The following is a 12,761-nucleotide window of genomic DNA, read 5'->3' as shown; positions in this document are numbered from 1 at the left end:
TCTCTTTGTCTGCTCCGTGCGCCACAGCCATTTACTCCCATTCCTCATACCGCCGGTCCTCCTCTTCCTTGTTCTCCTGCAGGCAGTACAGCTCCTCCACCGTAGTGGAAAAAATCAGCGCCAGCCGGTATGCCAGCAGCAGGGATGGGTTGTACTGCCCCTTTTCCAGAGAGATGATGGTCCGGGAGGACACATGGACCAGCTCCGCCAGCTGCTGCTGAGTCATTCCTGCCGCCAGGCGCAGCTCCTTGACACGGTTTTTCATCCCATCCCTCCCCCAAATATGAAGTTTCCTTCACATGAAGTATACTTCATATATAACACAGTGGTGCTCTCTTGTCAAGTCTCGGCGCAAAAAAAGCGGCACGCCGCAGCGTGCCGCCTTCCATTATTCACCCTTCACCGTTCCATCCGCGTTGAACAGCGGCAGCGGCGCCAAAAATTTGATGTCTTCCCGCTTCTGGGCATCGCCCTCTGCCAGCACCGCCACCCGACCAGCCACGATGCCGCCTGCCAGCGCCACCAGTTCCTCCATGGCGTGGAGGGAACCGCCAGTGGAGATCACGTCGTCCATCAGCAGCACCCGCTTTCCCCGCAGCATATCCGCGTCGTCCCGGCCCAGGTACAGCCGCTGTGTCCCTGCGGTGGTGATAGAGGTGTCCTCCACGTGGATGGGGTCCGGCATATAGGCCTTGGGGCCCTTACGGGCGATGAAGTACTTTTTTGCGCCGCTCTGGCGCGCCATCTCGTGGATCAGCGGGATGCTCTTAGCCTCCGCTGTCAGGAGATAGTCATAGCTCTCCGCCGGCGCCAGCTTTAAGAGCTCCCGGGCACAGGCAACTGTCAGCTCCGCGTCGCCAAAGCAGATAAATGCGCCGATGTATAGATCGTCTGTGACCCTGCAGATGGGCAATTGCCGCTCCAGGCCCGCAATATGAATTGGATAAGTATGCATAAGGTGCGCCTCCCTCAAGATTTCTCTCCCCATCTCCGGGAATTCCAAGATCCTCAAATATCTTATACTGCTTCACTCTGAAAGTCAATATAGAACGCTTCCCCAAAACTGCGTATGATCCCTCCTGCCGCAGCTCCTTGCGGCAGGCTCACCGGTATGATATGATATCAATATCAGTAAAGCTGCGGGACATCAAATCACGAACCATATATCCCTGCCTGGAAGGACTATACCATCTGCTGCCTGATGAAACTATCGGAATCTTAGCAGCCCCTGCCGGAAAATTCACCAAAACCGCTGTTGCGGTTGACTTCCGGCAAATGCCCCGATATACTGGATTTCACAGAGGACGCCTCCGGCGCGGCGGAGACCCCGTACGCACCGGGCCACGCCAAATGAAGGGAGAAACGAAGAGATGAATGGGTATCTGGCAAGAGTGATCGAAGAAGTGAAGGGGAAACACGGAGACGAGCCGGAGTTTGTACAGACGGTGGAGGAGGTGTTCTCCTCGTTGGAGCCGGTGATCGAGCAGCATCCAGAGTACGAGGCGGCGGACCTGCTGAGCCGGATGGTGGAGCCTGAGCGGACGTTCAGCTTCCGGGTGACGTGGATGGCGGACGACGGGACGTGGCACACGAACACGGGGTACCGGACGCAGTTCAACGGAGCGATCGGGCCGTACAAGGGAGGATTGCGGTTCCGGAAGGACGTGAACCTGGGGATCATCAAGTTTCTGGCGTTCGAGCAGACGTTCAAGAACGCGCTGACGGGACTGCCCATCGGCAGCGGGAAGGGCGGCAGCGACTTCGATCCCACGGGGAAGTCGGATGCGGAGATCATGCGGTTCTGCCAGTCGTTCATGACGGCGCTGCACCGGTTCATCGGGCCGGACGTGGACGTGCCGGCAGGTGACATGGGCGTGGGGACCCGGGAGATCAGCTATTTGTTCGGCCAGTACCGGCGTCTGCGCGGCGCATGGGAAAACGGGGTACTGACCGGCAAGGACTTTGCCTCGGGCGGGTCCCTGGTACGTCCTCAGGCAACGGGGTATGGCGCGGTATACTATCTGGAAAACGTCTTGAAGCACGAAGGCGAGAGCATTGAGGGCAAGACCATCGCGTGCGCGGGGTTTGGCAACGTGACATGGGGCATCTGCCAGAAGGCGGCGGATTTGGGCGCCAAGGTGGTGACTCTCTCCGGCCCGGACGGGTACATCTATGATCCGGACGGAGTGACCACAAAGGAGAAGATTGACTACATCGTGGAGATGCGGGCGTCCGGACGGAACCAGGTGAAGGACTATGCAGATAAGTTCGGCGTTGCCTTCTATCCGGGTGAGAAGCCCTGGGGAGTGAAGGTGGATGTATGCATGCCGTCCGCGATGGAGAATGACGTGCACTTGGAGCATGCCAGGCAGATTGTTGGCAATGGGGTGAAGTACTACATTGAGGTGGCGAACATGCCCACCACCAACGAAGCACTGTCGTATCTGATGTCTCAGTCGGGGGTGATTGTGGCGCCCAGCAAGGCGGTGAATGCCGGCGGCGTGGCTACCAGTGCGCTGGAGATGGCGCAGAACAGTGAGCGTCTGGTGTGGACAGAGGAGGAAGTGGACCAGCGTTTGCGGCAGATTATGAACAACATCTACACGATGAGTGTGGAGGCTGCGGAGAAGTACGGCCTCGGGTATAATCTGGTAGCTGGTGCCAATATTGCAGGGTTCCAGCGGGTGGCGGATGCGATGATGGCTCAGGGCATTTTCTAAGCGCTTTTCCAACGTCAACCAACAGGCAAATGCAAGGCCGGCGGGCCGGAGCTGATTGCTCCGGCCCGCCGGCCTTGATTGCGCGGAGGACTTGCTTTTCTCTGGCAGGCTCACAGCTCCGTCAGCATATCCCGGATATAGTCCTCCACCTCATCCAGGGTCTTGGCATCGGCAATATCGGTGTATACATCTCTGGCAAAGGACAGACCGTCCCCGGTGTCCAGGAAGAGGAAACGGATTCCTTCGCTTAGATAGAACTCCGCCAGGTCAGCGTAGCAGAAATACGCCTCCCCGTCCCGCCATCCAGTCTCCTCTGTGGCCCAGAAAGGCATGAAAATGGCCTCGCTGCCGATCTCTAGATCCTCCAGGTCCCCGGCAATGGAGGTGGACAGCCTGCCCGGGGCACCCAGATACAGCACGTCGCAGATGTCCCCCTTCGCCAGGTCTCCCCGGAGGGAGCTTGTGACCTCCACGGAGGCCACGGTGTAGGATAACTCTGTGCCGCCCGCCGTCACCGTGTAGTACCGCAGATTCCGGACCACGCCCCGGAAAATGACGGTATCCATTGAGAATACCTCCTCCGGGTCCAGCCAAACGAGGCACGCCGAGGCGTCCGACGCCGTCTTCCCGTGGTCGGCGGAGCCGTCCAGTTCCCCGATCTCCACGTTCGCGGAGTAGACGGGCGAGGGGGAGGAGTCCTCCGCACTCTCCGGCGCGGAGTAGTCGCTCCCATCCACAAAGCCGCCGTCCTCTGCAGCAAACGGCAGATCCCAGCCGGTGTGATACAGCCTGTTCCACCCAAAGACTCCCGCCAGCACCGCCACGAGACATGCCGCCAGCGCCCCGTATCGTTTCCAGGGACATCTTGTGAAATGCTCCGCAATCTGGTCCTCCCGGACCTCCCCCACGGCGCGGAACAATTCCTCTCTTGTCATGGGTCATAGCCCTCCTTTCTCAGATGCACCTGCAGGCCCTTCCGGGTGCGGTGGAGCAGAGCGGTCACCTTGGAGCGGGTGAAGCCCGAGACTACGGCAATTTCCTGGATGCTCTCACAGTGAAAATACCGCCGGAGAAACACCCACCGCGCCGTGGGTGAGACAGTGGCCAAGTAGCGGGAGATGCTCTCCCCCAACTGCCGCAGCTCCAGATCATCCTCCATCGACACGCCGCTCACGCACTCCGCCAACTCCTCCAGAACCGCCTCAAACCCGCTGCTGCGGCACTGGGCGGTGTTATAGCTGTAACGGTCCAGGGCGGTATTCCGGGCAATCCGGCCTAAAAACACTGCAAGACGCACCGGCCGCTGGGGCGGTATGGCATTCCAGGCCCCCAGCCAGGTATCATTCAGGCACTCCTCCTGGTCCCGGCCGTCTCCCAGCACCCGGCGGATGATGGCGGCACAGTAGGCACCGTATTTCTTCGCAGTCTCACCAATGGCCTCCTGGGATCTAGACCAGTACAGGGCGATGATCTCTCTGTCCTCCATGTGCTCACATCCTTTTGAAAGCCGCTTTCACCCATAAAGTCGGCAAACAGCGGCCCCCGGTTGCGGGGAACCGCTGTTTTTTGACATTCTTTTTCTGCGAGAGAGTCAAAAGGCATTTCGCTCCCACTGTTTCCCCCAGGGCAAGTGAAAAGCAGCCTGAAACCGCCCATTGCTGTCCATCAGTTTTTCAAACTCTGCATGGGTGCAGGAATCCGGCCCCCCCGAGCAATAAAGTCCACGCTGGATTCAGGATGTACCGGCATCACCGGGGCGCTGCCCAGAAGGCCTCCCATCTCGATGGTGTCTCCCACCGTCTTGCCGGGGGCCGGCAACAGGCGCACGGCGGTGGTCTTGGAGTTGACCATGCCGATGGCCGCCTCGTCAGCGATGATGGCAGCGATGGTCTCCGCCGGCGTGTCGCCGGGGACGGCGATCATATCCAGTCCCACAGAGCACACGCAGGTCATGGCCTCCAACTTGTCCAGGCACAGCGTCCCGGCGCGGGCGGCGGCGATCATACCCTCGTCCTCGCTAACGGGGATGAAGGCACCGGAGAGGCCGCCCACGGAGGAGGACGCCATCACGCCGCCCTTTTTCACCGCGTCGTTCAGCAGGGCCAGCGCCGCAGTAGTGCCGTGGGTGCCGCAGGTCTCCAGCCCCATCTCCTCCAGAATCCGGGCCACGCTGTCTCCCACTGCCGGTGTGGGCGCGAGGCTCAGGTCCACAATGCCAAAGGGAGTGTCCAGGCGGCGGCTGGCCTCCTGCGCCACCAGCTGGCCCATGCGTGTCACCCGGAAGGCGGTTTTCTTCACCGTCTCCGCCACCACGTCAAAGGGCTGTCCCTTCACGGCCTGCAAGGCGTGATACACCACGCCGGGGCCGGAGACGCCCACGTTGATGACCTTCTCCGCCTCTCCAGTGCCGTGGAAGGCGCCAGCCATGAAGGGGTTATCCTCCACAGCGTTGCAAAAGACCACCAGCTTCGCGCAGCCCAGGCCGTCCCGGTCCGCCGTGGCCGCGGCAGTCTCTTTGATAATCCGGCCCATCAGGGCGACCGCATCCATGTTGATACCCGCTCGGGTGGACCCCACGTTCACGGAGGAGCACACCAGTTCCGTCCGGGCCAAAGCCTCCGGAATAGAGCGGATCAACTTCTCATCCGCCGCCGTCATTCCCTTTTGCACCAGGGCGGAATAGCCTCCCAGAAAGTTCACGCCAGTGGTTTGCGCCGCCCGGTCCAAGGTCAAAGCAAACGGCACATAGTCTTCCGTCTCGCTGGCGCCGGCCACCAGAGAAACGGGGGTCACGGAAATCCGCTTGTTGACGATGGGAATGCCAAATTCCCGTTCAATGTCCTCGCCGGTTTTCACCAGCTTTTCCGCATAGCGGGTGATCTTATCATAGATTTTCTCACAGGCCCGTTCGGCGTTCGGGTCGCAGCAGCTCAAAAGGGAGATCCCCATGGTAATGGTCCGGATATCCAGGTGCTGCTGGTCAATCATCTCAATGGTGGAGAGAATTTCCTTTTGGTTAAGCATAGCTTCCTCCATCATGCATCTATACATGGACAGCTGCATGTTTTCATCGTATTTGTCCCGGGGCGGTGGGTTCCCCGTCAGATGCGGTGCATGGCGTCAAAGATCTCCTCCCGCTGAATCCGGATGGAAATCTCCATGCTGTTCCCCAGCTCCTCCAGCAGCTCCCGCAGCTGCCCAAGCGGTGCCTTGGACTCGCCCACATCCACGGTCATCACCATGGTAAAGGAGCCGTGCAGAATCGTCTGAGAGATGTCCAGGATGTTGATGTTGTTCTCAGCCAGCAGCGTGCAGACAGAGGCCGTGATGCCGACCCTGTCCCGCCCCACAACCGTCACGATGGCGTTCATATCGTTCCTCCTCGCAAAGTAGACTCACATTTCATAGCCGGTTTATTGTAGCACAGGGCAGCGGTAATGTAAAGCTCCGCCGTCTTATCGGGAAAGCTTCCCGCTTCACTCGCTGCCCTCCAGCCCACGGAACGCGCACTTTGCGCACAGGACGCTCAGGAACACGGCCAGAAGCACCGTCCAGACACGGTTTTCCAGTATGTCGAACGCCGCGCCACAGACGGCCTGATCAACCGGCTCCCCGCACATGGCGATCGAAATCAGGGCCGCCATGCAAAGCAGCCGCCTCCCCATAGAGGGGAGACGGCTGCGGCTTTCAGACTTCGTCGAAAAATTTGGCGTGGATCGCCTTGACGGCCCGGTTCACATCCGCCTCATCCAGCAAAACGGAAACGCGGATCTCGGAGGTATTGATCATCTGAATATTGATGCCGGCCTCAAAGAGCGCCTCAAACATCTTGGCAGCCACGCCGCAGTTGCTCATGAGCCCTGCACCCACGATCGAGACCTTGCCAATCTTGTCGTCGGCCTCAATATGGTCAAAGCGCAGCGCTTCCTTATGCTGGTTGAGAATGTCCTCCACCTCATCCAAGTCCTTTTTATGGACGGTGAAGGTAATATCCTTGGTCTCCTCCCGGCCGATGGACTGCAAGATCACGTCCACATTGATATTGTGCTTGCTCAGCAGGTCAAAAACCTGGAACGCAACGCCGGGGTTGTGCTGTAGGCCCACCAGGGCTACGCGGGCAATGCTGGTGTCCTTCGCGACGCCGGCAATATTTGTCTTTTCCACTTTGGTGACCTCCTTAATTTTCGTGCCGGGCTTGCGCTCCAAGCTGGACACGACTTCCAAATTCACTCTGAACTTCTTGGCCAGTTCCACACTCCGGTTATGGAGCACCTGGGCTCCCTGAGACGCCAGCTCCAACATCTCGTCATAGGTAATCTCCTCCAGCTTTCTGGCGTTGGGAACGATGCGGGGATCTGTGGTATACACTCCATCCACATCGGTGTAGATTTGGCACAAGTCTGCCCGGAAGGCCGCTGCCAGCGCCACGGCGCTGGTGTCAGACCCGCCGCGGCCCAGGGTGGTGACGTCTCCGCCGCGATCGATCCCCTGGAAGCCCGTCACCAACACGATCCGGTGCTGGTCCAATTCCGCCTGAATCCGCTCCGGGTCAATTTTCTTAATCCGGGCATCGGAGTGCGTGGAAGTGGAGTGAATGCCAACCTGCCACGCCGCCAGGGACACACAGGGCAGGCCCATGCTCTCCAGCGCCATGGCGCACAGCGCAACGGAAATCTGCTCTCCGGTGGAAAGCAGCATATCCATCTCCCGCTTGGAGGGGTGACGATTGATCTCCTCCGCCTTGGCAATGAGATCGTCTGTGGTGTCTCCCTGAGCAGAGAGCACCACAATCACGTCATTGCCTTGTAAGTAGGTCTCCGCGATGATACCGGCGACATTGCGGATATGCTGGGTGTCCTTCACGGAGCTGCCGCCGAATTTCTGTACGATCAAACTCATAGCTTTTCCTTCTTTGCTTCAAATTCGGGTCTCCCATCCCATCATACGCAGGTGGTGGGGTGTTGGAGATCAGGCCAGGACCCGCATACAGGCCAGAACGTTGAGAAAGCTGGACTGCCGCAGGGCGTCCGTGCCGCTGATGGAATCTGTCAAAAAGGCGGTCTCGCCGTCCTCACTGAGAACCTCCACCTGGCCAAAAGCCATGGCTGCGTCCGTCAGACTGCCCTCAATGCGGAAATAGTACCGGGTTTTCAGCTCCGCCGGGTCTTCAAATCCATCCGTTTCAGAGGACCATCCAATTTCCTCCCGCCGGGCGCTGGACTGTAGGCACTCCATCACATCCGCTACGCAGGCGGAGGCGGTGGGCAGCTCGCCGGCGCCCCTACCATAGAACATCACCTCACCGGTGGCGTTCCCCCGGACCACCACGGCATTGAATACGTCCTCCACGCTGGCGACGGGGTTCTCCTCTGAAATCAGGTGTGGGGCGACATATGCTGTACGCCCGCCGCCCGGAAGCCGGACTGCCCGCCCCAGAAGCTTGATGCGGTATCCCGCCCGCTGGGCAATTCTTACATCCCGCAGGGACAATTTGCGGATTCCCTCCATAGGTACTCGCTCCGGCTCTACCTGGTGTCCAAAAGCCAGGTCTGCAAGGATGCAGATTTTTCTCCCAGCGTCCACACCCTCCACATCGGCGGTAGGATCGGCCTCTGCATATCCCTTGGCCTGGGCCTCCCGCAGCGCGTCAGTAAAGAACGCGCCGGTGCGGACCATCCGGGTGAGAATATAGTTGGAGGTCCCGTTCAAAATGCCGTATACCTCGTCAATGCGGTTTGCCGCCATGCACTGGGTCAACGGATGCAAAATGGGAATACCGCCGCCCACACTGGCCTCGAAGAGATAGCTGACGTTCTTCTTTTTTGCCAAAGCCAGCAGCTCAAAACCTCTCTCCGCCACCAGCTGCTTGTTGGCGGTTACAACATGCTTGCCCGCCTCCAGAGCACGCCTGGTGTACTCATAGGCCGCGTCTACCCCGCCAATGGTTTCCACCACCACGCGGATGCTCTCGTCCTCTTCAATCCGCCGGAAGTCATCCGTCATCAGCTGACGGTAGGGGCCATCCTTGAAATGCCGCACCAAAATGGATTTCACCTGCAACGGCTCTCCCAGCTTCCGCTCAATCTGCCGGGCGTTTTCCGCCACTACCCTGGCAACGCCGGTGCCGACGGTTCCAAGGCCCAAAATTGCAATTTGTATCATGCCTGATCCTCTTTCTCTGATTTAACCCGCCAGGATTTCCAGCCGAACGACTCCGTCCAGCCCAGATACGTCGGAAAGCAGCTGTTCCAGGGATTCCTCCATCTCGCTGGTCTCCGCCGAAATGGTGACTGCCGCACAGCCGTTCGTGGGAATGGACTGGTTGATGGTCAAAATATTGGCGCCGGACGATGCAAAAACAGACAGCACCCGGCTCAGCACGCCGGCATTGTCTTTCAGCATGGCATAGAATGTGATGATATGCTCTGCCTTCATATCGTTAAAAGGCTGAACGGAATCCTTGTATTTATAGAAAGCACTGCGGCTAATCCCCGCCAGTCTGGTGGCAGCGCCCACAGTGTCCGCCTCCCCAGTCTGCATCATGCGCTTGGCCTCCGCCACCTTGATAAAAATCTCCGGCAGGGCATCTGCCGCCACAATATAAAACTTGGTCGTCTTTGACATTCGTCCACCTCCTGTGGTCATTTGTCCTTACATATTGTTCATGGTATCATATTTTAGGAGTGGACGCAAGTAAAATGGTCCAAATAATTTTGGCGGATACAGGGAAAGTTGCGGGCATTTGTCCGTATACCGTGGGCATTTTGACAAAACTCCCCCCTCTTCTGTGCTTTCCGCCTCCTGCCCTTTTCAGCGCTGCGGAACCCGTTGCGGACACAGGCTGCTGCTTGGAATCAATAAGCCGTGCCAAATGGCACGGCTTATTGATTATTTCTCCACAATTCCGGTTTTCGCCTGATAGACCGCCCGGATGCCCTTGTAGGTCTCCCAGCAGTCCAGCTTGCCGACAGTCTCAAATGGCGCGTGCATGCTCAGAACCGGTACCCCGGCGTCCAGCGTAGCAATGTTGCGGTTGGCCATATACATGGCCACGGTACCGCCGCCGCCGATATCCACCTTGCCCAGCTCTGCGATCTGCCAGATGACTCCGGCCTGCTCGAAAAGACCGCGGACATAGCCCACCGTCTCCGCATCCGCATCGGAGGCGCCGGATTTTCCCCGGGCACCGGTATACTTGCAAAGACCCACGCCATAGTTGATCAATGCCGCGTTCCGCTTTTCATAGACATCCCCAAAATCTGGGTCATAGGCCGCAGTCACATCTGTGCTGAGGCAGAAAGACTTCTCAAAGCAAGCCCGAAGCGGCACGTCCTGAGCAGCACAAAGGTCTTCCATAAAGGTGTCAAAAGCAGCAGACTGCATGCCTGTCACGCCGTCGGAGCCAATCTCCTCCTTGTCTGCCAGCACACACACGGCGGTCCGCTCCGGCGTCTCCGGCAGATCCAGCAAAGCCCGGAGAGCGGCATAGCCGCATACCCGGTCATCCTGTCCGTAGGCGCCGATCAGACTGCGGTCCAGGCCGATATCACAGGCGTTCAGCGCCGGCACAGCCTCCAGCTCGGCGGACGTGAAATCGTCCTCGGTGATACCGTACTTTTCGTTCAGCAGCTTCAAAACAGCCAGCTTCACCCGGCCGCTGTCCTCTTCTCCGCCGATAGGCCGGCTGCCCAACAGCAGATTCAGAGTCTCGCCGGGAATTGCCTCGCCCAGAGGCTTTTTGGACTGCTCCTGGGCCAGGTGGGGCAGCAGGTCCGTAATCACCAGGCGGGGGTCGTCCGGGGCTGCACCGATGTTCACCGTGACCCGCTCCCCACTGCACAGCACCACCACGCCGTGCAGCTCCAGGGGCAGTGTCACCCATTGATATTTACGGATACCCCCGTAATAGTGGGTCTTGAAATAGGCCATCTCCCCTTCTTCATAAAGGGGATTGGGCTTGAGGTCCAGCCGGGGCGAGTCAATGTGGGCGGCGGCAATCTGCGCGCCCTCCGCCAGGCTCTGCTTGCCAATATGGGCGAGAAGAACCGCTTTGTCCCGGTTGCAGACATATACTTTGTCTCCCGGTTGCAGCGGCATGCCCCGCGTATAGCGGCGGTATCCATGGGCCTCTGCCAAGCGGACGCTCTCCGCGGCACAAAGGCGCTCCGTCTTTCCTGCGTCTAAAAAGGCCTTGTAGTTGCTGCAATACTCTTCCATCGCCTGAAGCTCCGCGCTCTCAAGCTGATCATAGCCGTTTTTCTTGGCGGAGAACAGCTTCTCCTTCAGCGCCTTGAATTCACTCGTTTCCATGGGTCTTTTCCTCCTTGATCGTCTCCATCAGCCGCCGAATAAATTCTCGTGCCTCCTCTCGAAAGCTCTCCGGAGTATCGGCAGCATTGGTTAATTCGCAGTCGCACTTCGTGCGGTAGTATTCGTCCGGCTTTTGAGCGGTGATGCGCATCCTGGCATACTGCTCAGAAATGCCGTCTCTGGCCATGATACGCCGCACCCGCAGCTCCGTGGGCGCAGTCACGGCGATAGTTTTGTCACACAGCTCAGAAATACCGCTTTCCAGCAGATTAATGGCGTCGATGGCATATAAGCCCGTGTCCTTCCCAAGCCGACGCTCCACCTCTGGCACCACAAAGTGATAGACAATGTCGTTGAGCCGCGCCAGCCGTTCCCGCCGGGAGAAAACCTCTTCTCCCAGCTTCTGACGGTTCAGCTTCCCATCGGCATCAAAGACGCCGGGGAACACCGCGTTGATGGTGTTGCGCATCTCCTCACTGCCATTGAGCATCTCATGATAGACCGCGTCGCAGTCCACCACCACGCCGCCCATCTCCCGGATTACATCCAGCACGCTGGTTTTTCCGGCGCCGGTGCCGCCCGTGATGCCCAGCACCACCCGCTCCCGATCCGCCTCAATCACATGGAAGCCGGCAGCCTTTTTCAGCCGGTTCCCAATCGCCAGTCCCAGTCCCTGGTTATCTGGGCACTGGGCATAGATCTCTGTGACAGTCTCACTGTCAAACGCACGCAGGGCGTCAAACACCCGCTGGGCCTGGGTCTGCTTATCCTGACTGGGACCTAGGGACTGGACCCTTTGCTTTTCAAAAAGCGGAAGATATTCTTCAAAGCAGATCACGCCGCTCTCCGGCCCTACCCTCCGCAGGATTTCCTGGGCAGACGCCTCCGGCGCGCCGGAAACCACAATGACGGGCGCTTTGGGCGCGTAGTGGCGGTACTTCATGCCCGGGGCCCGGGGCCGCTCCTCGCCGTCCAGAACTCCGTTTACAGCCTTGTCGATGGCAATGGGCCCGATCAGCCGCTCAATCTGCTCCACTGGCACTCCACCGGGTCGCAGAAGCCGCGGCGGCGTACACGTCAGGTCCAGAATCGTGGATTCCACGCCCACGGCACAGGGGCCGCCATTCACCAGGCACTGAATCTTTCCGTCCATATCCTCCAGCACGTCCTGGGCCGTGGTGCAGCTGGGCCGGCCGGAGAGATTGGCGCTGGGTGCGGCAATGGGCACGCCCGCCTCCCGAATAATCGCCAGTGTCACCGGGTGGTTTGGGCAGCGAACCGCTACTGTGTCCAGCCCCGCTGTGGTCTCGTCCGGCACACAGGGGTCCCGCTTCAAAATCATGGTCAGTGGACCCGGCCAGAACTTCCTTGCCAGCACATAGGCCAGCGGCGGCACCTGAGCGCAATAGCGGGTCAGCCATTGAGGGCCGCTGACGTGGAGGATCAAGGGATTATCCTGGGGCCGCCCCTTCGCCTCAAAGATACGGCGGACGGCGGCGCCGTCCAGACCGTTGGCCCCCAGCCCGTAGACCGTCTCTGTGGGAAGACCTACCAGCCCCCCCTCTCGCAAAATCTTTGCGGCGGCAGATACCTTATCCCGGATTTCCTTCTGCTGGCCCTTGATGTCCCGTAAATCATAATATATCGTCTGCATCATATGTGTTCGCCTCTATCTCTTCTCGGGCAGTGCCCTATCTTCTCCAACCTCTGTGAATCACGCCGCAGGCCCTT

13 protein-coding genes are annotated in these 12,761 nt (G+C 59.1%); 1 reads left to right on the top strand and 12 read right to left on the bottom strand.

The window, feature by feature from the left end; all coding sequences use genetic code 11:
- Positions 1–31: 31 nt before the first annotated feature.
- Together KJS55_RS12055 and KJS55_RS12050 are read right to left on the bottom strand one after the other, a co-directional pair.
- Positions 32–265, bottom strand: coding sequence for a helix-turn-helix transcriptional regulator (locus KJS55_RS12055; protein ID WP_187030375.1), 234 nt, complete (start codon positions 263–265; stop codon positions 32–34).
- A gap of 123 nt (positions 266–388) precedes the next feature.
- The gene (locus KJS55_RS12050; protein ID WP_187030374.1) at positions 389–955 is read right to left on the bottom strand and encodes a phosphoribosyltransferase family protein; all 567 of its coding nucleotides are present in this window, start codon (positions 953–955) and stop codon (positions 389–391) included.
- A 415-nt stretch (positions 956–1,370) separates the two neighbouring features.
- Here KJS55_RS12050 and gdhA point away from each other — a divergent pair, with 415 nt between their 5' ends.
- Positions 1,371–2,720: an NADP-specific glutamate dehydrogenase gene (gdhA, locus tag KJS55_RS12045; protein ID WP_213543386.1), complete on the top strand. Its 1,350-nt coding sequence runs from the start codon at positions 1,371–1,373 to the stop codon at positions 2,718–2,720.
- Positions 2,721–2,830: 110 nt separating this feature from the next.
- Here gdhA and KJS55_RS12040 read toward each other — a convergent pair whose 3' ends face one another.
- The 10 genes from KJS55_RS12040 to KJS55_RS11995 form a co-directional block, all read right to left on the bottom strand.
- Complete coding sequence (locus tag KJS55_RS12040) at positions 2,831–3,655, bottom strand: hypothetical protein (RefSeq protein ID WP_213543385.1); 825 nt, start codon at positions 3,653–3,655, stop codon at positions 2,831–2,833.
- Entirely contained in the window at positions 3,652–4,206 is a 555-nt protein-coding gene (locus KJS55_RS12035; protein WP_213543384.1) for an RNA polymerase sigma factor, read from the bottom strand. Before KJS55_RS12035 ends, KJS55_RS12040 begins: the two co-directional genes overlap by 4 nt.
- A gap of 179 nt (positions 4,207–4,385) precedes the next feature.
- Positions 4,386–5,744, bottom strand: a complete 1,359-nt coding sequence (locus tag KJS55_RS12030) for a PFL family protein (RefSeq protein ID WP_187032670.1) — start codon at positions 5,742–5,744, stop codon at positions 4,386–4,388.
- A 77-nt stretch (positions 5,745–5,821) separates the two neighbouring features.
- Positions 5,822–6,091 (bottom strand): ACT domain-containing protein, encoded by a 270-nt coding sequence (locus KJS55_RS12025; RefSeq protein ID WP_187032668.1) that lies wholly within the window; start codon positions 6,089–6,091, stop codon positions 5,822–5,824.
- Positions 6,092–6,196: 105 nt separating this feature from the next.
- On the bottom strand, positions 6,197–6,364 hold the full coding sequence (locus tag KJS55_RS12020; protein ID WP_187032666.1) for a hypothetical protein: 168 nt from the start codon (positions 6,362–6,364) through the stop codon (positions 6,197–6,199).
- 43 nt (positions 6,365–6,407) lie between these two features.
- Positions 6,408–7,619, bottom strand: coding sequence for an aspartate kinase (locus tag KJS55_RS12015; RefSeq protein ID WP_187032664.1), 1,212 nt, complete (start codon positions 7,617–7,619; stop codon positions 6,408–6,410).
- Between the two features lie 69 nt (positions 7,620–7,688).
- Complete coding sequence (locus KJS55_RS12010; RefSeq protein WP_187032662.1) at positions 7,689–8,882, bottom strand: homoserine dehydrogenase; 1,194 nt, start codon at positions 8,880–8,882, stop codon at positions 7,689–7,691.
- A 21-nt stretch (positions 8,883–8,903) separates the two neighbouring features.
- Positions 8,904–9,344, bottom strand: coding sequence for an ACT domain-containing protein (locus tag KJS55_RS12005; RefSeq protein ID WP_187032660.1), 441 nt, complete (start codon positions 9,342–9,344; stop codon positions 8,904–8,906).
- A gap of 264 nt (positions 9,345–9,608) precedes the next feature.
- Positions 9,609–11,030: an aminopeptidase gene (locus tag KJS55_RS12000; RefSeq protein WP_187032658.1), complete on the bottom strand. Its 1,422-nt coding sequence runs from the start codon at positions 11,028–11,030 to the stop codon at positions 9,609–9,611.
- On the bottom strand, positions 11,017–12,687 hold the full coding sequence (locus tag KJS55_RS11995; RefSeq protein ID WP_228300528.1) for an L-threonylcarbamoyladenylate synthase: 1,671 nt from the start codon (positions 12,685–12,687) through the stop codon (positions 11,017–11,019). Before KJS55_RS11995 ends, KJS55_RS12000 begins: the two co-directional genes overlap by 14 nt.
- Positions 12,688–12,761 lie beyond the last annotated feature (74 nt).

This window comes from Pusillibacter faecalis (genome assembly GCF_018408705.1).
Taxonomy (GTDB): Bacteria; Bacillota; Clostridia; order Oscillospirales; family Oscillospiraceae; genus Oscillibacter; species Oscillibacter faecalis.
The sequence above is the reverse complement of the archived record's forward strand: the minus strand, read 5'-3'. Positions and strand labels throughout refer to the sequence as shown.

Excerpts from the sequence above, each read along its gene's own strand:
- KJS55_RS12055 (WP_187030375.1), bottom strand. The coding sequence starts at position 265 with ATGAAAAACCGTGTCAAGGAGCTGCGCCTGGCGGCAGGAATGACTCAG.
- KJS55_RS12050 (WP_187030374.1), bottom strand. The coding sequence starts at position 955 with ATGCATACTTATCCAATTCATATTGCGGGCCTGGAGCGGCAATTGCCC.
- gdhA (WP_213543386.1), top strand. The coding sequence starts at position 1,371 with ATGAATGGGTATCTGGCAAGAGTGATCGAAGAAGTGAAGGGGAAACAC.
- KJS55_RS12040 (WP_213543385.1), bottom strand. The coding sequence starts at position 3,655 with ATGACAAGAGAGGAATTGTTCCGCGCCGTGGGGGAGGTCCGGGAGGAC.
- KJS55_RS12035 (WP_213543384.1), bottom strand. The coding sequence starts at position 4,206 with ATGGAGGACAGAGAGATCATCGCCCTGTACTGGTCTAGATCCCAGGAG.
- KJS55_RS12030 (WP_187032670.1), bottom strand. The coding sequence starts at position 5,744 with ATGCTTAACCAAAAGGAAATTCTCTCCACCATTGAGATGATTGACCAG.
- KJS55_RS12025 (WP_187032668.1), bottom strand. The coding sequence starts at position 6,091 with ATGAACGCCATCGTGACGGTTGTGGGGCGGGACAGGGTCGGCATCACG.
- KJS55_RS12020 (WP_187032666.1), bottom strand. The coding sequence starts at position 6,364 with ATGGCGGCCCTGATTTCGATCGCCATGTGCGGGGAGCCGGTTGATCAG.
- KJS55_RS12015 (WP_187032664.1), bottom strand. The coding sequence starts at position 7,619 with ATGAGTTTGATCGTACAGAAATTCGGCGGCAGCTCCGTGAAGGACACC.
- KJS55_RS12010 (WP_187032662.1), bottom strand. The coding sequence starts at position 8,882 with ATGATACAAATTGCAATTTTGGGCCTTGGAACCGTCGGCACCGGCGTT.
- KJS55_RS12005 (WP_187032660.1), bottom strand. The coding sequence starts at position 9,344 with ATGTCAAAGACGACCAAGTTTTATATTGTGGCGGCAGATGCCCTGCCG.
- KJS55_RS12000 (WP_187032658.1), bottom strand. The coding sequence starts at position 11,030 with ATGGAAACGAGTGAATTCAAGGCGCTGAAGGAGAAGCTGTTCTCCGCC.
- KJS55_RS11995 (WP_228300528.1), bottom strand. The coding sequence starts at position 12,687 with ATGATGCAGACGATATATTATGATTTACGGGACATCAAGGGCCAGCAG.